Source organism: Aeromonas sp. MaB10011B (assembly GCF_017939325.1).
Taxonomy (GTDB): domain Bacteria; phylum Pseudomonadota; class Gammaproteobacteria; order Enterobacterales; family Aeromonadaceae; genus Aeromonas; species Aeromonas caviae.
In genome coordinates this window covers 14387-39857 of sequence record NZ_JAGKRK010000011.1, presented here as the reverse complement: position 1 = coordinate 39857, position 25471 = coordinate 14387, and the positions used below count along the sequence as shown (strand labels likewise).

At 62.1% G+C, this 25471-nt stretch carries 24 protein-coding genes and 1 riboswitch; of the genes, 13 read left to right on the top strand and 11 right to left on the bottom strand.

The window, feature by feature from the left end; translation table 11 throughout:
• Positions 1–35 precede the first annotated feature (35 nt).
• From J9893_RS04935 to J9893_RS04925, 3 genes are all read left to right on the top strand, one after another.
• A complete protein-coding gene (locus tag J9893_RS04935) occupies positions 36–374 on the top strand; it encodes a DUF2956 domain-containing protein (protein ID WP_104451749.1) in 339 nt (112 codons plus the stop codon).
• A gap of 115 nt (positions 375–489) precedes the next feature.
• Entirely contained in the window at positions 490–825 is a 336-nt protein-coding gene (locus tag J9893_RS04930; protein ID WP_010673254.1) for a hypothetical protein, read from the top strand.
• Between the two features lie 98 nt (positions 826–923).
• The gene (locus tag J9893_RS04925) at positions 924–1790 is read left to right on the top strand and encodes a tetratricopeptide repeat protein (RefSeq protein WP_202015653.1); all 867 of its coding nucleotides are present in this window, start codon (positions 924–926) and stop codon (positions 1788–1790) included.
• A 69-nt stretch (positions 1791–1859) separates the two neighbouring features.
• Here the strand turns inward: J9893_RS04925 and J9893_RS04920 are convergent, their stop codons facing one another.
• Together J9893_RS04920 and fkpA are read right to left on the bottom strand one after the other, a co-directional pair.
• Entirely contained in the window at positions 1860–3263 is a 1404-nt protein-coding gene (locus J9893_RS04920) for a sigma-54 dependent transcriptional regulator (RefSeq protein WP_042881314.1), read from the bottom strand.
• 148 nt (positions 3264–3411) lie between these two features.
• Entirely contained in the window at positions 3412–4221 is an 810-nt protein-coding gene (gene fkpA / locus J9893_RS04915; protein WP_029313875.1) for an FKBP-type peptidyl-prolyl cis-trans isomerase, read from the bottom strand.
• 119 nt (positions 4222–4340) lie between these two features.
• Between fkpA and J9893_RS04910 the strand changes: the two genes are divergently transcribed.
• A complete protein-coding gene (locus tag J9893_RS04910) occupies positions 4341–5309 on the top strand; it encodes a PQQ-binding-like beta-propeller repeat protein (RefSeq protein ID WP_210600412.1) in 969 nt (322 codons plus the stop codon).
• 14 nt (positions 5310–5323) lie between these two features.
• Positions 5324–5539, top strand: a complete 216-nt coding sequence (locus tag J9893_RS04905; protein WP_010673249.1) for a SlyX family protein — start codon at positions 5324–5326, stop codon at positions 5537–5539.
• A 64-nt stretch (positions 5540–5603) separates the two neighbouring features.
• Here J9893_RS04905 and J9893_RS04900 read toward each other — a convergent pair whose 3' ends face one another.
• On the bottom strand, positions 5604–6236 hold the full coding sequence (locus tag J9893_RS04900) for a peptidylprolyl isomerase (RefSeq protein WP_202041117.1): 633 nt from the start codon (positions 6234–6236) through the stop codon (positions 5604–5606).
• A 146-nt stretch (positions 6237–6382) separates the two neighbouring features.
• Positions 6383–6589, bottom strand: coding sequence for a YheV family putative zinc ribbon protein (locus J9893_RS04895; protein ID WP_010673247.1), 207 nt, complete (start codon positions 6587–6589; stop codon positions 6383–6385).
• 39 nt (positions 6590–6628) lie between these two features.
• On the opposite strand from J9893_RS04895, the gene J9893_RS04890 reads away from it, so the two are divergent.
• The 3 genes from J9893_RS04890 to J9893_RS04880 all read left to right on the top strand — a co-directional run bounded on the left by J9893_RS04890 (position 6629) and on the right by J9893_RS04880 (position 9397).
• Positions 6629–7315, top strand: a complete 687-nt coding sequence (locus J9893_RS04890) for a hypothetical protein (RefSeq protein WP_042016811.1) — start codon at positions 6629–6631, stop codon at positions 7313–7315.
• A 138-nt stretch (positions 7316–7453) separates the two neighbouring features.
• Positions 7454–8353, top strand: a complete 900-nt coding sequence (locus J9893_RS04885) for a chemotaxis protein (protein WP_210600410.1) — start codon at positions 7454–7456, stop codon at positions 8351–8353.
• A gap of 60 nt (positions 8354–8413) precedes the next feature.
• Complete coding sequence (locus tag J9893_RS04880; protein WP_210600408.1) at positions 8414–9397, top strand: hydrolase; 984 nt, start codon at positions 8414–8416, stop codon at positions 9395–9397.
• Here J9893_RS04880 and J9893_RS04875 read toward each other — a convergent pair.
• A complete protein-coding gene (locus J9893_RS04875) occupies positions 9379–10530 on the bottom strand; it encodes a GGDEF domain-containing protein (RefSeq protein ID WP_210600406.1) in 1152 nt (383 codons plus the stop codon). The two genes, J9893_RS04880 and J9893_RS04875, sit on opposite strands and share 19 nt — an antisense overlap.
• Before the next feature lie 89 nt (positions 10531–10619).
• Between J9893_RS04875 and J9893_RS04870 the strand changes: the two genes are divergently transcribed.
• The 3 genes from J9893_RS04870 to J9893_RS04860 all read left to right on the top strand — a co-directional run bounded on the left by J9893_RS04870 (position 10620) and on the right by J9893_RS04860 (position 12520).
• On the top strand, positions 10620–10865 hold the full coding sequence (locus tag J9893_RS04870; RefSeq protein WP_010673242.1) for a YheU family protein: 246 nt from the start codon (positions 10620–10622) through the stop codon (positions 10863–10865).
• A 235-nt stretch (positions 10866–11100) separates the two neighbouring features.
• Positions 11101–11970: a phosphoribulokinase gene (locus J9893_RS04865; RefSeq protein ID WP_010673241.1), complete on the top strand. Its 870-nt coding sequence runs from the start codon at positions 11101–11103 to the stop codon at positions 11968–11970.
• A 16-nt stretch (positions 11971–11986) separates the two neighbouring features.
• Positions 11987–12520, top strand: a complete 534-nt coding sequence (locus J9893_RS04860) for a lipoprotein (protein ID WP_043152620.1) — start codon at positions 11987–11989, stop codon at positions 12518–12520.
• A gap of 69 nt (positions 12521–12589) precedes the next feature.
• Here J9893_RS04860 and J9893_RS04855 read toward each other — a convergent pair whose 3' ends face one another.
• Both J9893_RS04855 and J9893_RS04850 read right to left on the bottom strand, forming a co-directional pair.
• Positions 12590–12889: a hypothetical protein gene (locus tag J9893_RS04855; RefSeq protein WP_041211192.1), complete on the bottom strand. Its 300-nt coding sequence runs from the start codon at positions 12887–12889 to the stop codon at positions 12590–12592.
• Between the two features lie 48 nt (positions 12890–12937).
• Complete coding sequence (locus tag J9893_RS04850; protein ID WP_010673238.1) at positions 12938–13342, bottom strand: OsmC family protein; 405 nt, start codon at positions 13340–13342, stop codon at positions 12938–12940.
• 372 nt (positions 13343–13714) lie between these two features.
• On the opposite strand from J9893_RS04850, the gene crp reads away from it, so the two are divergent.
• Entirely contained in the window at positions 13715–14353 is a 639-nt protein-coding gene (crp, locus tag J9893_RS04845; RefSeq protein WP_010673237.1) for a cAMP-activated global transcriptional regulator CRP, read from the top strand.
• 127 nt (positions 14354–14480) lie between these two features.
• Positions 14481–15281, top strand: a complete 801-nt coding sequence (locus J9893_RS04840; RefSeq protein WP_010673236.1) for a putative RNA methyltransferase — start codon at positions 14481–14483, stop codon at positions 15279–15281.
• Between the two features lie 140 nt (positions 15282–15421).
• Here J9893_RS04840 and J9893_RS04835 read toward each other — a convergent pair whose 3' ends face one another.
• The 4 genes from J9893_RS04835 to J9893_RS04820 all read right to left on the bottom strand — a co-directional run bounded on the left by J9893_RS04835 (position 15422) and on the right by J9893_RS04820 (position 25441).
• The gene (locus J9893_RS04835) at positions 15422–18019 is read right to left on the bottom strand and encodes a glycosyl hydrolase family 18 protein (protein ID WP_210600404.1); all 2598 of its coding nucleotides are present in this window, start codon (positions 18017–18019) and stop codon (positions 15422–15424) included.
• Between the two features lie 111 nt (positions 18020–18130).
• Positions 18131–18217: riboswitch (cyclic di-GMP riboswitch) on the bottom strand.
• A gap of 201 nt (positions 18218–18418) precedes the next feature.
• Positions 18419–21880, bottom strand: a complete 3462-nt coding sequence (locus tag J9893_RS04830) for a PAS domain-containing hybrid sensor histidine kinase/response regulator (protein ID WP_210600402.1) — start codon at positions 21878–21880, stop codon at positions 18419–18421.
• A 63-nt stretch (positions 21881–21943) separates the two neighbouring features.
• A complete protein-coding gene (locus J9893_RS04825; protein ID WP_210600401.1) occupies positions 21944–23086 on the bottom strand; it encodes a 3-phenylpropionate MFS transporter in 1143 nt (380 codons plus the stop codon).
• A gap of 261 nt (positions 23087–23347) precedes the next feature.
• On the bottom strand, positions 23348–25441 hold the full coding sequence (locus J9893_RS04820) for a TonB-dependent hemoglobin/transferrin/lactoferrin family receptor (RefSeq protein WP_210600399.1): 2094 nt from the start codon (positions 25439–25441) through the stop codon (positions 23348–23350).
• Between the last annotated feature and the right edge of the window lie 30 nt (positions 25442–25471).

Sequence of the window (25471 nt, the reverse complement as noted above, 5' to 3'; positions counted from 1 at the left end):
TACTGCCCGCCAATCAATGCCAAGGAGTGCCTGGAATGGCCAAGTACGACAAAATTTCCCCCGAAACCCAGCAGGAGGCGATGAAGATCGCCCGTGCCAACCAGAAGCCGGGGCAGACCAAGGAGCAAACCCAGCTCATCGCCCAGGGGATCCAGAAGGGCATAGACGAATACAAGAAACAGATGAAGGCGAAGGCCCGCGAGGCCAGCCGCCAGAAGAAACTGCAAGCCAAAGCCAGGCACTCTTCCCAAGAGACACGGGAAGAGGAGAGCGAAGCCGAGGTCATCGAGCTCACCCGCCAGCACCCGCTGCCCTGGATCCTGCTGATGCTGAGCTGGCTGGTATTTGCCGTGCTCTGGTTCTGGTTCCGCTGATCCTGCCCAGGCAAACCTTTGCCCTGCGATCCGCTTCACAGCCCGGGCGCGGGGGGCTGGTCATTCTCCACCCGGACTGCCTACACTCTGCCCCCCTTGTCAGGAGACACTCATCATGAACCCGGCCCCGCTCTATCTGCTGGCTCCCCTCGCCCTCTTCCTCGTGACCCTGGTGCTCTATCGCATCTCGCCACTGCGGGCGGTCGCCGCCGGCCATGCCCGCTGGTTTATCCTGCCCGCCTTCACCCTCTTTATCCTGCTCATCGTCATCAATGGCGCTGCGGATCCCGCCCTGCGAAGCCCTGCTTTCCACTGGCTGATGCCGGGGTTCGGCTTTGCCCTGAGCCTGTTCCCTGCCCTGCCCAAGGCACTGGTACCGCGCCTGGCTATCAAGGAGGGAGCCTTTGCTGCCCTGGGTCTGATGCTGATGAGCCTTGCCATGGTCTACTGATCGGCAAGCGCTGGCGTCACGATGGCGCCAGCCCCCCTTCTTGTACAAAGAATGGCCTTCAGGCATCTTGGTGGGCGGATAACCGGCATGGAGGCCAGATGAACAATCCGCCCGATTTCATGGCACTGTGGGATTATCAGGATCCCGTTGCCAGCGCCCAGCGTTTTCAAGCACTGCTGCCCGAGGCGCGTGCCGCCAACCTGCAATGGGAGCTGGAGCTCCTCACCCAGATAGCCCGCACCCATTCGCTGCAACGCCAGTTTGCGCAGGCGCACCAGCTGCTCGACGAGATAGAACCCCGCCTCACCGAGGCGACTCCACGGGCCCGCCTGCGCGCCTTGCTGGAGCGTGGCCGCACCTTCAACTCCGCCGGTGACAAGGCCAGCGCCAGAGCCCTGTTTGAACAGGCCTGGCAACTGGGAGAGCAGCACGAAGAGCACTATCTGGCCATCGATGCGGCCCACATGGTGGCCATCGCCGCCCCCCTGGAGGAGCAGAGCCACTGGCACCAGCTGGCGATGACCCTGGCCGAGCGCAGTCACGACAAGCGGGCACGAGGCTGGCTCGCCACCCTCTACAACAATCAGGGCTGGACCCTGTTCGAGCTGGGTCGCCTCGACGAGGCCATCGCCTGTCAGCAAAAGTGCCTGGCCTGGCACGAGCAGCACAACAACCAGGGCAAAGCCTTTATCGCCCGCTGGAGTCTGGCGCGCCTGAGCCGGGCCCAGGATCGCCATGAACAGGCCATGGCCGAACTGGCGCAGTTGCGCGACGACATGACCGCCGCTGGCACCCCCGAGGATGGCTATGTGTTCGAGGAGCTGGGGGAGAATGCGCTCGTGCTCAATGATCCCGCGGCGCCCGAATACTTTGCCCGCGCCTGGTTTCTGCTGTCACAGGATGGCTGGTTCACCGCCAACGAGGCAGAACGACTGGCCAGGCTCAAGCAGCTCGCCAAACTCTGATAAGGGTGCGGGGCGACCAATTGGCCGCCCCGCACATCAGCATGTCTGCCCTGGAGCAGAGGTGACGGCTCAGGCCGGACTCGCCTCTTCCCAGCTCTGCTTCTTGCGATAAATCGTGGAGGGGCTTATTTCCAGCAGGGCCGCCGCCTTGGGGATGTTGCCGTCACAACTGGCGATGGCCTGTTCGATGGCCTCCTTCTCCACCTGCCAGAGCGGACGGACCTGCCTGCGAACGACGACGGATTCTGACTGGGGATCCGCGATCCCGACCGCAGGCTCCGGGGCCAGGGTACGCCCCCCGTTGAGGGGAGGTGGCAGGATATCCGGGCTCACCAGCTCGCCATCGTTGAGCACCACTATGTTGCGCACCACGTTTTGCAGCTCGCGCACGTTGCCGGGCCAGGGGTAGTCGAGCAGCACCTGCACTGCGTCCGCATCAAAGTCCCTGAACCGCTTGTTCTCCTCACCGGCATAACGCAGCAGCAACTCCCGGGCCAGCAGCAGGATGTCCTCTCCCCGCTCCCTCAGGGGGGGCAGCGCCAGCGGGATCACGTGCAGCCGGTAGTAAAGGTCTTCACGAAACCGTCCGGCCTTGACCTCCACCAGGGGATCCCGGTTGGTGGCGCAGACAAAGCGCACATCCACCGTCTCCAGCTTGCCGCTGCCGACCCGCTGCAGGGTGCCGGTCTGGATGAAACGCAGCAGCTTGCTCTGCAGGTCGAGATCCATCTCGCAGATCTCGTCGAGGAAGAGGGTGCCGCCGTCCGCCAGACTGGCCGCCCCCTTGCGATCCCCCTGGGCACCGGTAAACGACCCCTTCACATGGCCGAAGATCTCGCTCTCCATCAGGTCATGGGGGATGGCGGCGCAGTTGAGGGCGATGAAGGGCTGATCCCGACGCGGGCTGCACTGGTGGATGGCCTCTGCGCACACCTCCTTGCCGGTGCCGCTCTCGCCAGTGATGAAGACGGTGGCCTTGCTCGGCGCCGCGCTCTCGATGATGCGATAGACCGCCTGCATCGCCATGGAGGCGCCAATGAAACCGGCAAAGGAGCTGCGCTCGAAGTTTTCCCGATACTGGGCCACCAGCGAGCTGAGCTGCTGGTGCTTCAGGGCATTGCGCGCCGTGGCGCACAGGCGCTTGCCATCGAACGGCTTGGTGAGAAAATCGAAGGCCCCGAACCGCATCGCCTCCACCGCCACATCCACCGAGCCGTGAGCGGTGATCACCACCACGGAGCAGGGCAGTTGCCGCTCCGTGATCTGCTGCAAGATGTCCATGCCGGACATGTCGGGCAACTCCAGGTCGAGCAGCACCACGGGGGGCGGGCTTGCCAGCAATTGTGCCAAAGCCTGCTGGCCACAATCTGCCAGCTGCACCTCGTAGCCATCCTGGGCCAGATACTGCTCATAGACGACCGCCAGACTGCGGGTATCTTCCACCAACAGGACACGGGGTTTGCTTTCAGCCACGAGATCCATCCTTGCGCTTGATTTTGTTGTCTATTCTGGGGGCTAGCCGCCACACACTCAAGACGGCCTCATCGCTTTATCCGGGGGATTGCGACAATACACAAGCAAAAACGGCTCCCTGGGGAGCCGTTTTTATGGTGCTTTGAGCTTATTTCTTGGCGTTGTCGCCATCGGCAGCCGGTTTTTCGATGGCCAGCAGCTCTACGTCAAATACCAGCACGGCGTTGGCCGGGATGGAACCTGCACCGTGCTCGCCATAGGCCAGCTTGGACGGCAGGAAGAACTTGAACTTGGAACCGACCGGCATCAATTGCACCCCTTCGGTCCAGCCCGGGATCACCTGGTTGAGCGGGAAGGTAGCCGGCTCGCCGCGATCGACGGAGCTGTCAAACTTGGTGCCGTCGGTCAGGGTACCGGTGTAGTGCACCTTGACGATGTCGGTGGCCTTCGGCTTGGCGCCGTCACCCATCTTCTCGACCTGATATTGCAGGCCGGACTCGGTGCTCTTCACGCCCTCTTTCTTGGCGTTGGCAGCCAGGAACTCTTCACCCTTCTTCAGGTTTTCCACGGCATCCTTGTCGGCCTTCGCCTTAGTCAGCTCGTTGATCTTGGCGTCGTATTCCTGCAGAACCTTCTGGATCTCCTCGTCGGTCATCTTGGCTTCTTTGCCCAGACCGTCGGTGACACCCTTCAGGATCACGGTGTTGTCCAGCTTGATGCCGAGCTCTTGCTGGCGCTCCAGGGTATTGGCGATATAACGACCCATGGAGAGGCCGATCGCATAGCCGGATTGCTCTTCAAAGCTCTTGGCCTCAGCCTTGGGGGCCTCTGCCGGCTTGCTGGCTTCTGCCTTGACCTCTGCGGTGTTGGTCGCAGCAGGTTTCTCATCTTTTTGGCAAGCAGTCAGACCGACGGCAACCGCCGCAGCCAACAGGGACACCTTCAGAAAATTGTTCATCAGTTTCTCCAAAACTCTAAATACCGCTCTCGGTTCCTTCGTGAAATGAGAGGTTTATCGTGATAAGCGCCTTATACTAACGCCGTGATCGCAGGTAACGAAAGCATGAGACAGGAAAAATGATCAAAAGTGCCATTTATCTCATCGGTATTTGCCTGATGCTGACGGGGTGCGAACAACGCTCACTTCCCAGCCAGCAGATCCACCTCGCCAACCAGGGTCTGCTGAGCGCGGATCTCGTCAGTTCCGGCAAGCTCGCGCTCGTCTCCAGCCTGAGTCAGGGCACTGTGGTGTGGGATCTGGAACAGGGCAAGGAGCGCTGGCGCTGGCGCCAGAGCGACGACCAGGAGGAGTTCGTCACCCTGACCCGCTTCTCCCCCGATGACAGCCATGCCATCACCGCCACTCAGCACACCTTCGCCATCTGGCGCTTGCAGGATGGCCGCTCCCAGGGCTACTACTCCCTGCCAGAATCCCCCCTGCGCGATGCGGCGATCTCGGCGGATGGCCGCCAGGTGCTCATCGGCCGTGAAGACGGCAAGGCGGAAGTGGTCGACACCCAGACCGGACGCCGGCTGCAATTCCTCGGCCACACCGAACAGGTCAACACGGTGGATCTCTCCCCCAACGGTCGCTATGCCCTCACCGGCGGCAACGATTACAGCGCCTATCTGTGGGATACCCGCACGGGCCAGGTGGTGTGGCGCTTCAACCACGCCGGGCGAGTCGTGATGGCGAGACTGGATCCGTCCGGACGCTTCGCCTTCACCGCAGACAGTCGCCAGGCCAGCATCTGGGATCTCAAAACCGGCAAGGAGCACAGCAGGTTGCAATATGATCACCGCTTCGAGGTCTACACCAGCGCCCGCTTCGCCAACGGCGGCAACTGGCTCATCACCGGCGCCCCCTCCCGCCAGCTCACTCTGTGGCAGGTGAGTGACGGCCAGCCGTTGCAGAGCTGGCGCGTCTCGCCCCATCCCAAAGTGAAACCACCGAGCGCTGTGGTCTATGGCGTGGCTTTGCGCGACAATAACCACCTCGTCAGTGCCAGCTCCAGTGGCCTGGCTGAAATCTGGACTATCAAGTAAGGACCAAAAGGCCCATGAGTCAGCAACTAAACGAACGCCTCGAAACCCTGGAAAGCCGCCTCGCCTTTGCCGAATACACGGTGGAGCAGCTCAACGACGAGGTCACCACCCAGGGTCGCGAGCTGGACCGGCTCAAACACCAGATCCATCTACTGGTAGATAAATTGCAGAGCGTACAGCCGAGCCAGATCGCCAGCATGGCCGAAGAGACGCCGCCACCGCACTACTGATGCGTGCCAGCCATAAAAAAACCCGCGCCATGCGCGGGTTCTTTTATCATCGGCCAGGCCGTGATCAGTGCTGATGGCCCTTGCCACCACAACCACCACCACCGCAGCAACCACCGTGACCGTGATCGTCGCCGTGATCGTGTGCATGGTTGTGACCATGGCCACCACAGCAGCCACCGTGGTCATGATCGTGATCGTGATCATGGTCATGACCATGATCGTGACCGCAGCCACCAGCGCCGTGCACATGGCCATGGGCCAGCTCTTCGGCGGTCGCGGCACGCACGTCCTTGATCTCGACCTTGAAGCCCAGGGTCACGCCAGCCAGGGGATGATTGCCGTCCACCTTGATGAACTCCTCGGACACCTCGATGACGGTCACCGGGCGGTGGCCGTCGTCGGTCTCGGCCACAAAAGTATCCCCTTCAGACACTTCCATACCGTCGAACAGCTCGCCGGGCACTTCCTGCACCAGATTCTCGTCGTACTCGCCATAGGCCTGGTTCGGCGTCAGGGTGACGTCGAACGCCTCGCCCACGCTGCGACCTTCCAGCTCGGCTTCGAGGCCGGAGACCAGGTAACGGGTACCGTGCAGATACACCAGCGGCTCTTTACCGACAGTGGTGTCGATGACTTCACCGTGTTCGTCGGTGACCGTGTATTCCAGCGTAACCACGCTCAGGGGAGCTACTTTCATGTCAGGGATCCTGCGGATAGAAAAAAACGGGCTCAGAATACCTCAAAAAGGCAGACAAGCATATGGTCGGCCCGGCTTCAGTGTGATGAAAAAGTCATCAACAGCGACCAGCCTGACCGGCGTACCATCACCTTGAGGCATGGCCCTCACTCGGGACGAAACACCCCTATCACCTGCTCCGCCTCGCGCGTCGCCTTGTCCACCTGCTCCTGGGTCTGCACCTGGGTATCCCCGCACTCGACACAGGTCACCTTCTCGACTCCATGCTCCATATACAGCATCATGGTGTCCATCTTGCCGCACGCCGGGCAAACCGCCCCGGCAATGAAGCGTTTTTTACGTCTGGTTTCCATTTTTGTTACCTCCAGGCAGCATCATATCAGGGTTTTTACATGCATCACGCCATCGAATATCAGCATTTTTCCACTTCCACCCTTCAGGTCGGCCCCCGCAAGCGCTCCCCCATGGGCCAATTGCTGCGCGTCACCCAGGGGGTGGCGCTGCTGAAATTGGGTGCCCATGAGCTGCTGCTGACACCTGGCAGCCACTTCTGGCTCTGTGCCGATGCCCTCGCCGCCTTCACCCCTCTGGCTGGCTGCCAGCATGATCTACTGGCCTGCTCCGTGCGGGTGCCCCAGCCCGCCCAGGCTGGCTGGTTGCAGGCAAGCCCGTTGATGGACGCACTGCTGGACAGCCTGGCGGCCTGGTCACGCCCACGCGACTGGCAAGGCCCCTATGGGCAGCGGCTGCAAGTGGTGGGAGATGAGTTGCACGGCTGCACCATCTCGTCACTGGGGGATCAGGCACTGCAAGATGCCTGGCAAGCCCTGGCCAGAGCGCAGCCGGATAGCGTGGCTGCCTGGCAGACCCTGCTGGGCACTCGCGGTCTCGAGGGCCCGGACGCCCGGGCACTGCAGGATCAGTGGCAACTGTTGCAGGGGATTCGCCTGCTGCGAAGCGGCAGCACACCGTCACAGGTGGTGAGCAGGCTGGGTTATCGGGATGAAAGCGCGCTGGCCGAGGCTCATCTGCAATGGCTCGGGGCGCCCCTCTCCCCTCAGCCGTCCGCGACCCGATAAGAGAGGCATAAAAGGATGACAAAAGAAATCCAGTTTTGCGGCTCACCGCCGCTAACAACAAAGGAGTCATTCATGTCACCATCCTTTATGCTGAACACCCGATTGACCGTCACCGACTAGATCAACAGGACATCCGCCATGACGAGCAAGGCCAACCAATCCCAGGGCATGTTGCTGTTCCACCTCTCTGCCAGACAATCCTTCGCCATCGGTACCCTCAAGGTGAAGGAGATCGTGCCCTACACCCAGCTCACCGCTCTACCACAATCCCATCCCACCGTGCTCGGTGCCGCCAGCATGCGCGGCATCACCATCCCGGTGATCGACATGGCAATGGCCGTGGGCTACCGCCCCATCAGCCGGGAGGAGATGCCCCACTGCTTCATCATCATCACCGATTGCCGCCGCACCCTGGTGGGCTTTCTGGTGCGGGGCATCGACAAGATCACCGAGTGCAACTGGCGTGACATCGAGCCGCCCCCTCCCTCCTTGGGACAGAACGTCTTCGTCACCGGCGTGACCCGGGTGGGAGATCAGTTGATCCAGTTGCTGGATGTGGAGCTCATCCTGTCGCGGGTCTATCCGGACGATCCCAGCCATCTCTACCCCGTGCTGACCGACGTGCAGCGCGAGCGGCTCAAGCCTATGCGGATCCTGCTGGTGGACGACTCCTCCGTTGCCCGTCGCCAGCTCATGGCGGCGCTCGATTACATCAATATCCCCTACGAGGTCTGCACCAACGGACGCGACGCCCTCACCCTGATGCAGACCCGGGTCTCCCAGGGCACGCGGATCGACATCCTGGTGAGCGATATAGAGATGCCGGGACTGGATGGTTACGAGCTGGCCTTCGAGGTGCAGAGCGATGCCAAGCTGGCGGGAGCCTACATCATCCTGCACACCTCCCTCTCCAGCGAGATCAGCGTGGAGCGGGCCCATCAGGTCGGCGCCCACGAGGCGCTCACCAAGTTTGAAGCCAACGAACTGATCCAGGCCATGCTGCGCGGCGCCGAGCACCACGATCGTCTGATGGCCTGATGTCGCGGCGAGCCAAGGGCTCGCCGCCCCCTTTTCCTCCCTGCTCTTCCGAGTCGTTGCATGTTGACAGAAAGCCACTTTCACGCCCCCTGGTGGGCCCGCAACCCCCATCTGCAAACCATTTTGCCCAAGTGGCTGCGCCGCTCGCCTGCCCGCTTCATCCAGGAGCGCTTCGAACTTACGGACGGCGATTTCGTTGATCTGGCCTGGAGCGGCGAACCCGTCCAGGATGAACAACCCCTGGTGGTGGTGTTCCACGGACTGGAGGGGAGCATTCACTCCCACTATGCCAAGGGGCTCTTTGCCCACCTGCAGCGGCAAGGGAACGAGGCGGTGCTGATGCACTTTCGGGGGTGCAGTGGCGAGCCGAATCGGCTGCTGCAGGCCTATCACTCAGGCACCATCGAGGACGCCCAGGCGGTAATTGTCGAGCTGGGGCGGCGTTTTCCTGGCCGTCCCCTGGTCGCCATCGGCTATTCCCTGGGGGGCAACATGCTGGTCAATCTGCTGGCGCGGGCCTGCCCGGCACCATTGAAGGCGGCGGTGGTAGTATCGGCCCCGCTGCAACTGGCAAGCTGTGCCGATCGGGTCAATCAGGGCTTCTCACGGGTCTATCAGAACTACCTGCTGCGCACCATGCGAACCAACCTGCAAAGCAAGATCCGGCGCCAGAGCGCGGCACGGGCGCGCTGGCAGCCGGCCCAGATCACCCGCATCGCCACACTGAGGGAGTTCGACGAGCTGGTGACGGCACCGCTCCATGGTTTCGAGAGCGCCGATCACTACTACCAGACCTGCTCCGGCCTGGGCATGCTGGCCCGCATTCCCATCCCGACCCTCGTCATTCACGCCGCCGACGATCCCTTCATGACCGATGCCGTCATTCCGGCGGCGGAGCAGCTCTCCCCTCTGGTGCGCTACGAGCTGAGCCGCCAGGGCGGCCACGTGGGCTTCCTGCACGGCTCTCCCTGGCGCCCCCGCTTCTGGCTGGATGAGCGCATCAGCCAGTGGTTGCGGGAACAGACTCAGGGCGCGAACCGGTAACCGTTGCGCCCCTCTTCCTTGGCCTGATAGAGGGCGCCATCGACCCGCTCGAGCAGCATGACGAGGCTCTCCCCGGCTCGCCACTGGGCTATCCCCTGGCTCAGGGTGAGGTGGGGGGAAACGTCGGAATCCTCATGGGGCAGAGCCCTGGCCGCCAGAGTGGCGCGAATGCGCTCCGCCACCTCCTGGCCACCGGCCAGCGTCGTCTCCTGCAGCAGCACCACGAACTCCTCTCCCCCGTAGCGCGCCACCAGATCGCCGGGCTCCCGCACACTCTCCTCCAGGCACTCGGCCACCAGGATCAGGCACTCATCCCCCGCCTGATGACCATAGCGATCGTTGTAGCGCTTGAAGAAATCCACATCGAGCAGGATCACGGTGAGCGGTACATCCTGGGTGGTGCCTTGCGCAATGGCACGCTTGCACGCCTGATCGAAGTGGCGACGGTTGGCAATGCCGGTCAGGGGATCCCGGTTGGCCATGGCATTCATCTTGTTTGCCAGCATCAGGTTGTCGTGCTCCCTTGACACCGCAAGCTCGAACCAGCCGTTGAGCATGCGCCGTCCCGTCTCCAGCACCACCAGCAAGACCCCGACCACGATGGTGTTGACCAGAACAAAGGGCTCAGGACTCCAGGAGGCTCTCACCAACAAGAACAGCAGGGGGACCGACACCAGGGCGTAAAACAGCCGCACATCGCAATACGCGGCGACGAGACCGGTCAGCAGCAACAGACTGACCATGTTGAAAATGAAACTGAAGCCCCCCTTCAAGTCGACGATCGAGATGGTGTAACCCACCATGGCCCAGGCTAGCCCCCAGGCCAGGGCACAGACGCACAGGGACACCAGCCAGATGGCATGGGATTGACGGGAGAGCCAGCCCCACCCGAGCGGCAGCAGCAGGCCAACACCTATCATGGCAAAGAGCTGCCATTTGTAGGACCAGGGCAGGTTGCCGACCAGTACCAGGTGTGCATCCCGATAGATGTAGAAGCGGGTCAGCAGAAATACGAGGGCGATGAGATTGATGACCCAGTACCAGCGCAAACCGGCGCTCAGGGCGCGGTGGCGGGCATCGAACAGGTGCTGTTCGAATTGACTGGAGGGTCGGCGTTCGTCAATGGATGGCATGGCACCCCTCGTCCAAAACGAGACAAATCCCTTGCGCTTGCCGACCAGACACCGACAATATCCGCAATCCACTGAGTGAAGATGAAATCATGATTATCCCCTGGCAAGAACTGGAGCCGGACACCCTCACCAACCTGCTCGAACACTTTGTGCTGCAAGAAGGCACCGAATACGGTGAACAGGATGTCAGCCTGACCGACAAGGTCGAAGCAGTCAGGCAACAATTGCTACAAGGTAGCGCCGTGCTTGTCTACAGCGAGCTGCACGAAAGTGTCAATGTCGTCCCAAAGACTCATTTAAGCAAGTCACCCACTGACGACTTCCCCCAGGCGTAACGCGGTCACGGCTTATCGGGCGGCTCACCCCGCCCTCCCCCTATCCAGCACACATCATCAGGCCGCATGACCAGTTCGCCACCCAGCAGCACCTATTCCAACGTACCCAGAGCACAAGGCAGCCCTTGTTCACAGCTATTGCCGGGAAGCGTGGGGGCAGCGGGAGGATGACGGCGCACTTGACCGCACTTTGGGCCACCCCTTATAACGGAACTCCCAAGGAAGAGAGAATTCTATGTCCGCCAAGCATCCCATCATCGCGGTCACCGGTTCGTCCGGTGCCGGTACTTCCACCTCCACCAACGCCTTCCGCTCCATGTTCCACCAGCTTGGATACAAGGCGGCCGTGGTCGAGGGGGACAGTTTTCACCGCTACACCAGGCCCGAGATGGACGTGGCTATCCGCAAGGCCCGGGAGCAGGGGCGGCATATCAGCTACTTCGGCCCGGAGGCCAACGACTTCGGTCTGCTGGAGTCCTTTTTCCAGGAGTATGGCCAGAGCGGCACCGGCCAGTACCGGCGCTATCTGCACAGCTTCGACGAGGCAGTGCCTTTCAACCAGATGCCTGGCACCTTCACCCCCTGGCAGGATCTGCCCGGCGAGACGGATCTGCTGTTCTACGAAGGACTGCATGGCGGCGTGGTCACGGGGGAGCACAACGTGGCGCGGCACGTGGACTTTCTCATCGGCGTGGTGCCCATCGTCAACCTGGAGTGGATCCAGAAGCTCATTCGCGACACCTCGGAACGCGGCCACTCCCGCGAGGCGGTGACCGACTCCATCGTGCGTTCCATGGATGACTACATCAACTTCATCACGCCGCAGTTCTCCCGCACCCACATCAACTTCCAGCGGGTGCCGACCGTCGATACTTCCAACCCCTTCAGCGCCAAGGTGATACCCAGCCTGGACGAGAGTATGCTGGTGATCAGGTTTCGGGGCATCAAGCAGGTGGACTTCCCCTACCTGCTGTCGATGATAGACGGCGCCTTCATGTCCAGGATGAACACCATCGTCGTGCCGGGTGGCAAGATGGGCTTCGCAATGGAACTGATCCTGCGCCCCCTGATCCAGCAACTGATCGAAACGGGCAAGATCACCTGAGCCAAGGAGCTTAATGATGCGCGCTGCACTTCTCTCATTCACGCTGGCAACCCTGCTGGGGGGTTGCAGCTCCGGCCCCGCCGCACCCACGGTCGAAACGGGTACCATGGTGGTTCGCCCGGCGGAGCATTGGACCTACGGGGCGACACCACGCTATGCGCTGGCCGAACAATTCCAGTATGCGGGCAACAGCGCCGCGCCCTGGCTCGAGCCGGTACAGCAGGCCGTCATCCGGCAACTGGACGGCAAAGGCTGGCGCAGCGTTCCCCTGGATGAGGCCGACGTCTGGGTCGCCATCGGGGTAGCTGGCAGCCAGGACATGAGCGATGGCGAGATCTTCTCCCGCCTCGGCATGACACCTGGCCTGAACGCCGCCGCCAATGCCCGCAAGGGGACCCTGGCCGTCGTGCTGCTCGACGGGCATAGCCAGAAAGCGGTGTGGAGCAGCGCCATCCAGCTCGCCAGCGACGTGCCCGTCGCAGAGGAAGCCCGTGGCCAGCTTAGCCAGCAACTGGCCGCCCAGTTGCTGGGCTCGCTACCGTCAGACTGATGTCTCTTTCAACAAAAACGGCCTGCTTCACGCAGGCCGTTTTCCATGCACGCCGTGACGGCATCAGGGTCACTTCAACTCGCAGGTCAGCTGGGTCACACCGCTCTTGACCAGGGTGGCCTGCTTGTCCTGGCGGGAGAAGGTAGTCACCCCGTCGGAATAGCTGGCAGTCTCTTTGGACGACTCGATGCGCCCCAACTTGTGATAGACACCGGCATAAGGGAACTGCACCATGTCGGCCTGGGCATCATAGGTGATGGCCAGCAACTCTTCCCCGCACTGATACTGGCTGTATTGATACTGGGTCGGCTGCGGCATGCTGCAGGCGGCCAGACCGAACAGGGGAAGCAACATCATCATTTTTTTCATCGCACTTTCCTTATGTCATGGCGTTATCGACGGGACAAACTATAGCGGTCAACCCTCAAGAATTTGATAACTATGGGTAATTTCTACCGCTTTTTCCAACATCAGGGAAACTGAACAATATTTTTCCATGGACAGATCCACCGCACGGGCGACCTGCTTCTCCGCCAACCCCTTGCCGGTCACCACGAACTTGAGGTGGATCTGCTCAAATACCCGGGGAACGGTATCGGCGCGGGTCCCTTCCAGTTCGACATGGCAGGCGGTCACGGACTGACGGGCCTTCTCCAGGATGGAGACCACATCGATGGAGCTGCAACCGCCGACAGCCAGCAGGATCATCTCCATCGGGCTGGCACCTTCACCCGGGTTGGCGCCATCCAGGGTCACCTGATGACCGGACTCGCTCTCCCCCACAAACTTCATGCCTTCCACCCAGCTGACCTTGGCTTTCATCTCTCACTTTCCTCTCAATGACGACGGTTCTAACGCCCATAGCATACCTCAAGCCGGGGTCGAGTGGCACATGCGCCAGGTTCTTGCCCGTTCCCGGCGATAAAGCCCCGTTTGTGGCGACAAGCCTCTCCTGCGAAACGGACAACGACCCAAAGGGAAATAGATCGAAATCAACATCCGACCTCCTCTTCTTGCCTAGAATGCCCCGGACGACGCAGCAGATGGCGGCTCACCGGTGGACGGCAAAACCCCAAAGCCTTGTCAGCACAGGCAAAGGCTCTTATTCTACTGCGACCAAAGAGTAAGGAATGGCAAGCTTGGCAACTTGCCTGGACGCACAGTCCATAAAAATGACACTACAGAGGAAGTCTCATGATCATTGGCAAACCGCAAAGCGATCCCACCCTTGAGTGGTTCTTGTCGCATTGCCACATTCATAAGTATCCCGCCAAGAGCACCCTGATCCACGCCGGTGAAAAAGCGGAAACCCTCTACTACATCGTCAAGGGCACCGTCGCCGTCCTGATCAAGGATGACGAAGGCAAGGAGATGATCCTCTCCTACCTGAATCAGGGGGATTTCCTGGGCGAGATGGGGATGTTCGAAGAGAACGAGAATCCGGAGCGTTCCGCCTGGGTACGTGCCAAAGGCGCCTGCGAAGTCGCCGAGATCTCCTACAAGAAGTTCCGCCAGCTGATCCAGGTCAACCCGGACATCCTGATGCGTCTATCCGGTCAAATGGCCAAACGCCTGCAGCACACCAGCCAGAAGGTCGGCAACCTCGCCTTCCTGGACGTGACCGGCCGCATTGCCCAGACCCTGCTCAACCTGGCCAAACAGCCGGATGCCATGACCCATCCGGATGGCATGCAGATCAAGATCACCCGCCAGGAGATCGGCCAGATCGTCGGCTGCTCCCGTGAAACCGTCGGCCGCATCCTCAAGATGCTGGAAGAGCAGGAGCTCATCTCCGCCCACGGCAAGACCATAGTGGTGTTTGGTACCCGCTGACCGGGTTCCGCCGACGGCGCCCGCACAGCGCCGTTGGATAAAAAGGCTGCCCATGGCAGCCTTTTCCGATCCTCTCCCCTATAATCCCGAGCGCCCCGCCGTCATGGCCTTCGCCAAGAGAACTCCTATGCACCTTCAATGCCCCCTTTGCCGCAGCCCCCTGCACCTTCATGCCGCCTCCCGCGGGGTCTATTGCGACAACAAGCACCACTTCGATCCCGCACCGGAAGGCTATCTGGACCTCATCCCCGGCAAGAAGAACCCCAAGGACAGCGACAGCCGGGCCCTGCTGCGCGCCAAGCGCCGCTTCCTGGAACAAGGCCACCAACTGCCTCTGGTGGACGCCATGGCGAACCTGCTCGCTCCTCTTGGCGAGCGCGAGCTTGTCCACCTCGGCTGTGGCGAGGGGTACTACTGCCGCGCCCTGGCTGAGCGGCTGCCCGGCTGGCAGGTCGGCGGTTTCGATCTGGCCAAGAATGCCATCTTCGCTGCCAACAAGGCGCAACCGGAAGGCCAGTTCGTCATCGCCGACCCGGCGCGCGCCCCGCTGCTGCCTGGCACGGCCCAGGTGCTGCTGGTCAACGACCTCAAGGTCAAGACGGAACTCCTGGTCAGCTGGCTGGCGCCGGGCGGCTATCTGCTCCACGTGCAGCCAGGCCCTCGCCATCAGTGGCAATTGCGCGTCAGCCTCAATCCGGTGAGCATGGAACATCCCCTGAGCTGGCCCGCCTTCACCGGGCTTGTCAATGTTGCCCAGCAACGCGCCCAGTTCAGTACGGCGCTGGATCAGGGCCTGCGCGAGCACATTCTGGAGACCAGCCGCCTCGGCTGGCGTGCCAGCGGCGAGCAGCGCCATGCCTTCACCCACCAGGGGCCCGACGCCCTCGAGCAGGATCTGCTGCTCAGCCTGTGGCAAAAACCGCTGTAAACCGGTGACATACCATGAAAAAAGGCCCTGACGGGCCTTTTTGACAAAGCGAGTGCGCCTTTCCCCTGACAGGGAAGAGACACCCGACCACGCAACAAGACAAAAATGGGGCCCTCGGCCCCATTTTTCATCACGGCAGATCAGTTGCAGCTCGCCGCGCCCTGATCGACCCAGACGGCGGCCTTGCCGGGCTCATCGCCCTTGGTCCAGTACTGGGCCTTCCACTTGCGGCCGTTGTGGCTGGTGACATCACCACCGTTGTAGACCACTCCGGCATCCCAACCCAGTTGCACCTGGCTCACCAGTTTCCACTGATCGGCGGTGCGGCTCGGCTCGTTGCCCTGGGTCCAATACTTGGCCTGCCACACCAGTTGCTTGTGGCTCACCTTGTCATTGGTGTTGTAGACGGTACCTGCACTCCAGGCCGGGTGGTTGGCCGCATCCGGATCGCTGGCCTCGCAGCCACCACCTGTACTGGCCGGCTTGACGGTCAGGCGGGTAACGGCTGTGGCATCCAGCGCCCCGTCGGTGACCACCAGGGTCAGATCGTAGGCCGTATCACTGGTCACGTTCGAACCCGTTACCACCAGGGTCGCGCTGTCCAGACCGGTGGCACTGAGCCCGGCCGGCACTGTCCACTGATAGCTCAGGGCATCACCATTGGGATCGGAAGCGGTGGCCTTGATGCTCACCTGCTTGCCGGCCTCGACGGTCGCACTGGCCGGTACGCTGACCACGGGGGGCAGGTTCGGCTGCGGCGCCTTGTTGGTGACCACCACCTGATCCTTGGCCGAGAGCCCCTGATCGTCGGTCACGGTCAGCTCGAACACCAGATTGATGTCGCTGCTGACGGCATCCAGTACCACACGGGCCTTGGCCTGGGTGGCATCCAGCAGGCTGGCCTGGGGTCCGGAGACCTGTTTCCAGCTGTAGGTCAGCGCCCCGTTTTCCGGATCGTGGGAGGCACTGCCGTTGAGGGTCACCTCGGCCGGGCCGGTGGCACTCAGATCGCTGCCGGCATTGGCAACCGGCGGCTTGTTGACCGGCGGCAGCGTACCCTCGCCGTGGCCCAGCCCCTCGTGCATGGCGTTGAGGATGTCGCCGTTGTCCGCATCGATTTCCCAGGCGAACAGACCGCCGAGCTGGTTCGCCAGTACGTACTGCCCCTTGGCCTTGACCGAGCGGTCGTTGTCGAAGGTGATGAGGTCACCACTGCTGGCCTTGAAGACATAGGGGGCCTCGGCCGACTCATCATAGCCCTGCTCCCAGCCTGCGCCCATGCGGTTGTTGACGATGTCGCGGTAATCCACCACGCCATTTTCCCAGGTACCGCTCACCGGTCCGGTAGCGGTGCCGGTGAAGGGATTGCCGGCCTGGTAGTTCTTCACTCCGGTCCAGCCACGGCCATACATGGCCGCCCCCACCACAATCTTGCCCGGTGTCACCCCTTGACCCAGCAGCGCCTTGACGCCCTTGTCGGTGGTGTACTTGGTGGCCGGATCCCAGCTGGAGGCAAAGAGGTTGGTCTGGTGGGCCAGATTCGTCAGGCCGAAGGCGCCGCTGAAGTCGTAGCTCATCAGGAAGATGTGGTCCATGTACTGCTGGGCCGCCTGATAATCCACCTTGGCAATCTTGTCACCGCCGGCGCTGATGGCCGAGGTCAGCTCATACTGGCGGCCGGTCTCGGCTTCCAGTTCATCGAGCATGGCTCGCAACTCCTTCATCAGCACCACATAGGTGGCGCCGTCATTCGGGCCGCCCAGGCTGGGGTTGGCCCCCTGTCCGCCCGGGAACTCCCAGTCGATGTCCACGCCGTCGAAGAATTTCCAGGTCTGCAGGAACTCTTTGACCGAGGCGACGAAGGTATCGCGCTTGGTCTTGTCACCCAGGAAATAGAAGGGATCGGAGAGAGTCCATCCGCCGACAGACGGCAGGATCTTGAGGTCCGGGTGGGCCTGTTTGAGGGCCATCAGGTTGCCGAAGTTGCCCTTGTAGGGCTCATCCCAGGCGCTGAGGTTGCCCTGGGACATCTGGATCGCCGCCCAGGGATCATGGATGGAGACCTTGAAGTCTTCGCGGCCCGCACAGGAGCGCTGCAACGCCTCGAAGCTGCCGGAGATCTCTTTGAGGCTGTCGTTGATGCCGTTGCCACCGCAGATGGGGGTGAAGCCGTAGAGAATATGGGTCAGGTTCTGGGCCGGGATCTTGTCCACGGTGAACTTGCGACCATAGACCCCCCACTCCACGTAGTAGGCCCCCACCACCTTGCCGGACTTGTTGGCGTAGGGCTTGTTGTTCTCCTTGAGGGGCGCATTGAGCGGCGCCAGGTGGCTGCCGTCGGTATCGGCGACCATCAGCTCCTTCTTGTCGGAGAGGGTGCAGCCGTCGGCGTTGCACAGGGCCACCTGCATCTGGTAACGCCCCCCCTTGGTGACCTTGAAGTTGGCAGTACCCGCGGCGGAGGCCGGGCCTGACCACACCTCCTTGCCGTCGAGCAGTACCTTGGCGGTCTGTCCGACGTCACCGGACCAGAGGTTCCAGGTCACGCTGATGGGAGCGCCATCCTTGTGGACGGTCACCAGCTGGTTGTAGGCCGAAGCGGCCTGATTGACTTCAACGATGGCAAACTTGGTGGGGCCGGAGCCAATGGTGGGTTTGCCCGGGGCAGCGGCGAAGGCGGAGGTAGTGCAAAGCCCCCCGACCAGAAGCGCCAGCAGGGAAAGTTTTGGACTTAACATATTTGAACTTCCTTATTTCGTTATTGGAATTAACAACGAAAAAGGCAACGCAACCTGCCAGGTAACGCAGACAACATCGCAACCATGGCTTGGCCCATGGACGATACAACCTGTGGTGGCCCCGCTATCCTAGGTACGCAGACCCTTAGACCGGAAGCTTTGCGTCCCGGACTTTCATCCGGTTTGCCTTTTTGCACAACTTGATTTGCGACAAAAATAATCGCCGAATGACTATAGAGGAGAGTCGCTCGGGTGCCACCTGCCAAAAGTGACACCCAACAAGACTCAATTATCACCAAACTCGGCAAATGGCGACGAAAGAGGCACCATCATCGCCGATCATGACACCTGGATGGCATCCAGAAAATGTTCAGCCAATGCTCGATTATGTGAGACCAGTCACTGAACCGGCATCAGCAGGCTGTTCATCAGGGCGCGCAGCTTGAGAGGTTTGACCGGTTTGCTCACGTAGCCAAAGCCGTGCTCACGGATCTGTGCCTGCAACTCGCTCTTGCGATCCGCACTGATGATGATGCCGCCGATACCGTTGCCATGGGCCAGCCTGATCATGTGCAACGCCTGCAACCCGGTCTTGCCGTCATCCAGGTGATAGTCCGACAGCACCAGCGCAGGCAGGAAGCCGCCGCCGATGATCTCTTCCGCCTGCTCCAGGCTCTGGGCACAGCGCACCTCGCAGCCCCAGCGTCCCAGCAGCGAGGCCATGGCGATGAGGATATCCTCCTCGTTGTCGATGCAGAGGATCCTGACCCCTTCCAGCTGACTGTCTCGCAGGGCCGGGGTCGTCACCTGGCTGGGGATGACGGGCCGGGTCGCGAGGTTCAGGGTGATGGCAAAGACGGACCCCGCTCCGGGCCAGCTGCGCAGGGAGAGCTGATGACCCAGCACCAGCGAGATGCCGCGGGCGATGGCGAGCCCGAGGCCAAGCCCCTGCTCCCTGGCGGTGCGGGAGTGATCGAGGCGGGAAAACTCGTCGAAGATCGCCTCCTGCTTGCCCTCCGGGATGCCGGGGCCGTTGTCCCACACCTCGATGCGCACCTTCTCCCCCATACGGCGACAGCCGAGCAGCACCCGACCGCCGGGGTTGTAGCGAAATGCGTTGGTGAGGAAGTTCTGCAACACCCGCCGCAGCAAGCGCACATCGCTGTAGACCGCAAGGCGGCTCTCCACCACGGAGAACTGGATCCCACCGGCCTGGGCCAGCACGCCGAATTCCGCCTTGAGATTGTCCAGCACATCGCTCAGGGCGAAATCGAGCTTCTTCGCCTTGAACTTGCCCGCCTCGAGGCGCGAGATGTCCAGCAGATCGGTGATGAGATCCTCGGTCGCCCCCAGGGCGTCGTCGATGTGGCGAGCGATGCGGGCCGGTTCGTCCTCCGGGGGCAGCATCTCCAGCAAGGAGGAAGTAAAGAGCTTGGCCGCGTTCAGCGGCTGGGTCAGGTCGTGGCTCACCGCCGCAAGGAACCGGCTCTTGGACTGGTTGGCCCGCTCCACCTGCTGGTTTACCAGCAGCAGTTGGCGGTTGAGTTCGGAGAGCTCGTGGGTGCGCTCGGCCACCCGCGCCTCCAGGTGCTCGTTCGCTTCCCGCAGCACCCGCTCCGCCGCCCTGAACGGGGTGATATCGGTGAAGGTCATGACAAAGCCCCCCGCAGGCATGGGGTTGCCCTGCATCTCGATGACTCGGCCATCGGGACGCTCCCGCGCCGAGACATGGGGGCTGCCACGCTTCATGAAGGCGACCCGCCGCGCCACCTGGGCCTCGATGTCTCCCTGGCCGCACAACCCCTGTCCGGCGTTGTAGCGGATGATCTCCTCGATGGAACGGCCCACCTGAATGAGACCGGGGGGATAGGAGAACAGCTCGATGTAGCGTCGGTTCCAGGCCACCAGCCTGAGCTCCCTGTCCACCACGGAGATCCCCTGCCCCATGTGTTCGATTGCCCCCTGCAACAGGCCGCGGTTGAAGCGGAACATGTCGGAGGCCTCGTCCACTATGGTGGCGATCTCCTCGAGCTGCATGTTGCGTCCCTGCAGGGCAGAGGCCAGCACCAGGCGGGCGGACGAGGTACCGAATACCCCCGCCAGCAGTCGCTCCGTGTGGGCGATGAGCTCCGCGGAGGCCTGCATCTGGGGCGCCAGGGTGCCTCCCCGCTCGCCGGCGAAGCGACCGAAGGCCCGCTTGACGCGGCTGGAACCGACGAAGCGGGCCGCCAGCATCTCCAGCTCCTTCACCGAGACCCGCGCATGATAAAGCGCCGAGGTATCCCGGCTCGTCTTGCCGACGAAGTTAGCGGCCTGCAGCCGCTCGCTCACCGCCGCCCGTGACAGCAGGGAGCCCGCCACATAGCCGGCGAGGTTGAGCAGAAGACTCAGGAAGAGGCACCAGGCCCCCAGACTCAGATCCCGCACCGCCGGCCAGTCTGGGGGCGCCAGCAGGGCTTCGAGGGGGGAGCCTGCCAGCAGTCCGCTCTCCGCCAGCAGGGTCACGAACCAGAGGCTGACCCCGAGGGAGAGTCCGAGATAGACGCCCTTGCGATTGCCATGACGCCAGTACAGGCCGAGCAGCAGGGCTGGCGCGAACTGCGCCACGGCCCCGAACGAAAGATAACCGATGCGTGACAGACTGGTGAGATCCCCGAGCCAGAGATAGAGCGCCCAGGCCGCCAGCAAAATCAGCAAGATGGCGCCCCGACGCACCTGCAGCAGCAACCGCATCAGGCGTTCGTCCCGCCCCTGTTGCCAGACCCGGCGCAGCAGGACCGGCAACACCAGATCGTTGCTCACCATGATGGCCAGGGCGATGGTGCAGACGATCACCATGCCGGTGGCCGCCGAGGTGCCGCCGAGAAATGCCAGCATCGCCATGCCGTCGAATCCGAGGGACATGGGGAGGCTTATCACATAGGTGTCCGAGGCCATGTCTGCCCCGACCCACTGCTTGCCTGCCAGCGCCAGCGGCCAGATGAAGAGCCCCATCAGGAAGAGATAGAGGGGGAAGATCCAGCGGGCCCAGTGCAGATCCTGCCCCTGGTTGTTCTCCACCACGGTCACGTGAAACTGGCGCGGCAGGCAGATGACGGCGCACATGGCGATCAGGGTGTAGATGGCGAGCTCCAGCAGGCCGCCCGGCGTCACCGCCACCACCGCATCGAGGAAGTCGCCCGCCACCAGGGTACGCGCCTCGCTCGGTCTGGCGATGATGAGCCAGAGCGCAAAGCCCCCCACCGCCATGAAGGCGAGCAGCTTGACCACGGACTCGAAGGCGATGGCCACCACCATGCCCCTGTGGTGCTCGGTGGCATCCAGGTTGCGGGTGCCGAACAGAATGCTGAACAGGGCCAGCAGCAGGGTGACCCCCAGCGCCAGCTCCGCCATGTTGCTGGTGGGGCTGACCCCCGTGCTGTTGGCCATCAGCAGATCGAGCCCGGTGACGATCGCCTTGAGCTGCAGCACCAGGTAGGGAAGTATCCCCATGACGGCGATGAGGCTGATCACCATGGCCAGGCGCTGGGACTTGCCATAACGGGCGGCAATGAAATCGGCGATGGAAGTGATGTGCTCACGCTTGGCCACCAGGATGAGGCGGGCCAGCAAGCGCCAGCCAAACAGGAACACCAGCATGGGGCCCAGGTAGATGGGCACCGGCGACCAGGGGGATTCGCTGGCCTGGCCCACTGTGCCGAAGAAGGTCCAGGAGGTGCAATAGACCGCCAGCGACAGGCTGTAGAGCAGAGGCTGCCCCTTGGGGCGACGGCGCTTGTTCTTGTCCGCCACATAGGCGATGAGGAACAGCAAGCCCAGATAGGCGAGCGACAATCCGATCAGCAGCCATCCTTGGTGCATCTCTCTACTTCCCTTGTCCAGATAAGTCGGAGGCCTGCCGCGCCAGAGACCGGCAGACCTGTGTCATCGGCCCTGTTCAGGGCTCTCTTCACGCAGCCGCAACACGAAGACCGGCAGCACTACCAGCACCATGATAAAGAAGATGCCGCCTCCCAGCGGCTCGAACAGCACGCCGCAGATCGCCATCAGGGCCGCCACCGTCATGCCAAGGCCCAGGGCCGCATAGAGCGCCTGGGTGGGGATCTGCTGCTCCGCGGGCAACTGGCGGGTCATGAAGCGGATGGCGCCGAGGTGACTGACGCAGAAGGTGACCCCGTGCAGCAGCTGGCCGAGCACCAGCACCGCCAGGTCGGTAGAACTGCCGAGCAGCACCCAGCGCACCACGCAGCCAAGGGCCCCTACCAGAAACAGGGTCTGGGCGCCGAAGCGCTGGAGGAAGCGCTTGTCCGCGGCGAACATGGCGATCTCCGCCACTACTCCCAGAGCCCAGAGATACCCGATCAGGGTGCCGCTGTAGCCGGCGCTCTTCCAGTAGATGGCGCTGAAACCGTAGTAGGCCGCGTGGCTCCCCTGCAGCAGGGCGGTGATGAGCAGGAAGCGGCGCACCGGGGCCGACCTGAGCGTGACGAGCAGCGAGGCCTTGGCCCGCTCCCCTTGCAGCTCCTGGGGGGCGGGTCGCAGCGGCAGCAGGCTGAGCCCCAGCATGATCAGCAACCCGGCCACCATGGTGTGCAGCACCCAGTCGCTGCCAAAGTTGCCCACCAGGGCCCCCACCAGGGTGGAGGCGACGATAAAGGCAAAGGAGCCGCACAGCCGCACCTTGCCGTAGTCGAGGTGGGTCTGAACCACCATGCGGGTGGCAAGCGCCTCTCCCATGGGCATCAGGGTCGGGTAGATGAAGTTGGCCGCGAGGGTCAGCACCACCAGCCACCAGAGGCTGTGGCCCAGATAGAAACCGAGGAAGGCCAGCAGACTCAGCAGACAGAGCAGCCGGGTGACGGGCAGCAACTGGCCGGCCCCCTTGACTCGCCCCATCACCATCAGGTTGCCGGCAAAGCGGATGGCCATGCCCACCCCCAGCAACAGCCCTATCTGTTCAGTACTCACCCCGATGCCTTCCAGCCAGAGCGACCAGAACGGCAGGTAGGCGCCATAAACGAAGTAGAAGGCGCCAAAAAACAGGGCTAACCAGGAGAACGCGGGCATAGAGGCTCGGGCTGCATGACAAGGGGCACAAATGATAACCGATTTCGGGACGGGGATCCCCAGGCGGCATGACAGATAAAAACCATAAATATCAATAAAGTTGAACCTTTGTCACATCCCCCTGTCTATTGGGTAACACCGCTTCCTGATGAGTGTTGCAATCCTTCCACCCGCCCCTGGCGGGTTTCTTTTTTGCAGACGCCGACCTTCATGACAAAAGGGGCCCGAGGGCCCCTTTTCCTTCATGCTGGTCGACGACCATCAGAACACGTACTTGACCCGTGCACTGAGGTTGCGGCCAGGCTCGGTCTGCTTGCTGGTATCCGCGGTGGCGGCAAGGCCGGTGATGCTCTCGTAGCTCACGTACTCCTTGTCAAACAGGTTGAATACCCCCACGTTGAGCTGCAGGTCCTGCACCGGCTTGAACTGGGCATAGAGATCCACCACGCCCCAGCCTGCGCTCTTGATGTTGTCGTTGCCTCGTGCATCCTTGCCCACCTTGTCCATGTCGTCGGCAAAGCGCAATGCGGTGTTGATGTTCCAGTTCGGCTGCTCCAGACGCACCCCGACGCTGCCGTTCAGGGGGCTCAGGCTGTTGATGTAGTTGCCCTCGCCATCCTTGCCCTCGATGTAGGCCAGGTTGCCCCAGACGTTGACCAGCTCGTTCAACCAGTAGTCCGCCTTGGCCTCGGCCCCCTTGGTGGTCGCCTTGTCCAGGTTCTGGTACTGATAGAGGGCGGTACGGCCTTCGGTGCCCACGGCCGTCAGCTCGATGAAGTCGTCGAACTTGTTGTAGAAGGTGGCCACTTCATAGCTGAACCCGCCACGGCTGCCGCGCACCCCCAGATCGATGCCGTCGCTGCTCTCTGGCTTGAGGTTCGGGTTGGGCTCGATGCGATAGCCATACGCCTGGTGGTTCAGGGTGGAGAAGGCGTTGTCATACATGGGCGCCTTGAAGCCGTGGCTGTACTGGGCGAACAGGTTCGCCGCCTCGTGCGCCTTGAACACCAGCCCCAGCTTGGGAGAGAACTCCCCTTCGGAGATCTTCTTCATGTTCTCGCCGGTGTAGGCGGGATCCTCGTCCGGGGTCATCTTGTAGTAGTCGTAACGCACGCCCGGGGTCAGCACCCAACGCTCGCCGAACTTGATCTCGTCAAAGGCCCAGAGCGCACTGCGCTCGCTGGTGGTGGAGGGGAAGCTCAGCTCGTTGTAGCCAACGAAGTCACCCGGAACGGTCGGCCCCTTGAAGCGGGTGCGCTCGTTGTCGGTATGCTCGTATTCCAGGCCCCAGGCCAGACGCTGGCTGGCGAGCGCCTTGTTGAACTTCACCTGGGCGCCCAGGCTCTCCTGCTCGAAACCGTTGTGATCCAGGGAGTTCTTGGTCACATAGGGGTTGCCCGGCATGACCGGATACTTGGACGAAGCGTACTGATCCAGGGTCTGCTTGGCGCGGCTGTAGTAGATCTTGCTGTCCACGCGATCCGCCCAGGGGGCGTTCAGGGTGAGGCCATGATCCAGTACCAGGGAGAGGTTGTCGGTCTCCTTGTCGGTAATGGGCTGGTTGAAGACGGAGCCCGCCTTGGTCAGATCGATGGCATCCGGATCCTGCCCCTCGGTGAAGTAATCCACCGTCAGTTTCAGGAACTGATCATCGGAGAGATTCCACTTGCTCTTGAACAGCACGGCCTGGCTGACGATGTCGAACTCGTTCTTGTCGCCGTCATAATTCTGGGTGACACCGCCATCGCGCCAGGTGTAGCGCAGCAGGTTCTCGACTTCCCCGGTGCGCAGCGCCCCCGTGATGCCGGCCATTCTCTGGTGGCTGCTGGAGGCATAACCCGTGGTCGCATCCAGATAGCTGTCGCGACCCTTGAGGAAGTCGCCAGCATCCTTGGTGGTGATGGCAATGACGCCTCCCAGAGCATCGGAACCGTAAGCGGCAGAGGCAGGCCCTTTGGCCACTTCCACCTGCTTGATCATGTCGGTGTCGAAGTAGGTCTGACCCACGCCGCCATTCTTGTAGGCATCGCTCTGGCGCACACCGTCCTGCACCACCTTGACCCGGTTTTCGCTCATGCCGCGAATGGTGAAGGTCTGGGCATCTCCTGCGCCTCCCTGCACGCTCACCCCGGGCTCATAGCGGAACAGATCGGCGACGTTGCTGACGACCTGCTCTTCAATCTGCTCCGAGGTAATGACGGCGATGGGACCGGAAACATCTTCCAGCTTCTGTTCCATCCGTGAGCCGCTGACGACCATGACTTCATCGGCTTTCTTGTCTGCGGCGAAAGCGGGGGAGATCAGCCCGGCCGCCACGGCGAGGGCTATCAGGGAGGGGGTGTTGTTGTGCGCCACTGCAAAGTCCTTATTGAGAATTATTATCAA

Coding starts and splice junctions, on each gene's coding strand:
- J9893_RS04900 (WP_202041117.1), bottom strand. CDS start 6,236: ATGAAAGTAGCTCCCCTGAGCGTGGTTACGCTGGAATACACGGTCACC.
- J9893_RS04895 (WP_010673247.1), bottom strand. CDS start 6,589: ATGGAAACCAGACGTAAAAAACGCTTCATTGCCGGGGCGGTTTGCCCG.
- J9893_RS04875 (WP_210600406.1), bottom strand. CDS start 10,530: ATGCCATCCATTGACGAACGCCGACCCTCCAGTCAATTCGAACAGCAC.
- J9893_RS04905 (WP_010673249.1), top strand. CDS start 5,324: ATGAGTCAGCAACTAAACGAACGCCTCGAAACCCTGGAAAGCCGCCTC.
- J9893_RS04840 (WP_010673236.1), top strand. CDS start 14,481: ATGCACCTTCAATGCCCCCTTTGCCGCAGCCCCCTGCACCTTCATGCC.
- J9893_RS04880 (WP_210600408.1), top strand. CDS start 8,414: ATGTTGACAGAAAGCCACTTTCACGCCCCCTGGTGGGCCCGCAACCCC.
- J9893_RS04835 (WP_210600404.1), bottom strand. CDS start 18,019: ATGTTAAGTCCAAAACTTTCCCTGCTGGCGCTTCTGGTCGGGGGGCTT.
- J9893_RS04860 (WP_043152620.1), top strand. CDS start 11,987: ATGCGCGCTGCACTTCTCTCATTCACGCTGGCAACCCTGCTGGGGGGT.
- J9893_RS04930 (WP_010673254.1), top strand. CDS start 490: ATGAACCCGGCCCCGCTCTATCTGCTGGCTCCCCTCGCCCTCTTCCTC.
- J9893_RS04865 (WP_010673241.1), top strand. CDS start 11,101: ATGTCCGCCAAGCATCCCATCATCGCGGTCACCGGTTCGTCCGGTGCC.
- J9893_RS04825 (WP_210600401.1), bottom strand. CDS start 23,086: ATGCCCGCGTTCTCCTGGTTAGCCCTGTTTTTTGGCGCCTTCTACTTC.
- J9893_RS04855 (WP_041211192.1), bottom strand. CDS start 12,889: ATGAAAAAAATGATGATGTTGCTTCCCCTGTTCGGTCTGGCCGCCTGC.
- crp (WP_010673237.1), top strand. CDS start 13,715: ATGATCATTGGCAAACCGCAAAGCGATCCCACCCTTGAGTGGTTCTTG.
- J9893_RS04830 (WP_210600402.1), bottom strand. CDS start 21,880: ATGCACCAAGGATGGCTGCTGATCGGATTGTCGCTCGCCTATCTGGGC.
- J9893_RS04850 (WP_010673238.1), bottom strand. CDS start 13,342: ATGAAAGCCAAGGTCAGCTGGGTGGAAGGCATGAAGTTTGTGGGGGAG.
- J9893_RS04910 (WP_210600412.1), top strand. CDS start 4,341: ATGATCAAAAGTGCCATTTATCTCATCGGTATTTGCCTGATGCTGACG.
- J9893_RS04890 (WP_042016811.1), top strand. CDS start 6,629: ATGCATCACGCCATCGAATATCAGCATTTTTCCACTTCCACCCTTCAG.
- J9893_RS04870 (WP_010673242.1), top strand. CDS start 10,620: ATGATTATCCCCTGGCAAGAACTGGAGCCGGACACCCTCACCAACCTG.
- J9893_RS04935 (WP_104451749.1), top strand. CDS start 36: ATGGCCAAGTACGACAAAATTTCCCCCGAAACCCAGCAGGAGGCGATG.
- fkpA (WP_029313875.1), bottom strand. CDS start 4,221: ATGAACAATTTTCTGAAGGTGTCCCTGTTGGCTGCGGCGGTTGCCGTC.
- J9893_RS04885 (WP_210600410.1), top strand. CDS start 7,454: ATGACGAGCAAGGCCAACCAATCCCAGGGCATGTTGCTGTTCCACCTC.
- J9893_RS04925 (WP_202015653.1), top strand. CDS start 924: ATGAACAATCCGCCCGATTTCATGGCACTGTGGGATTATCAGGATCCC.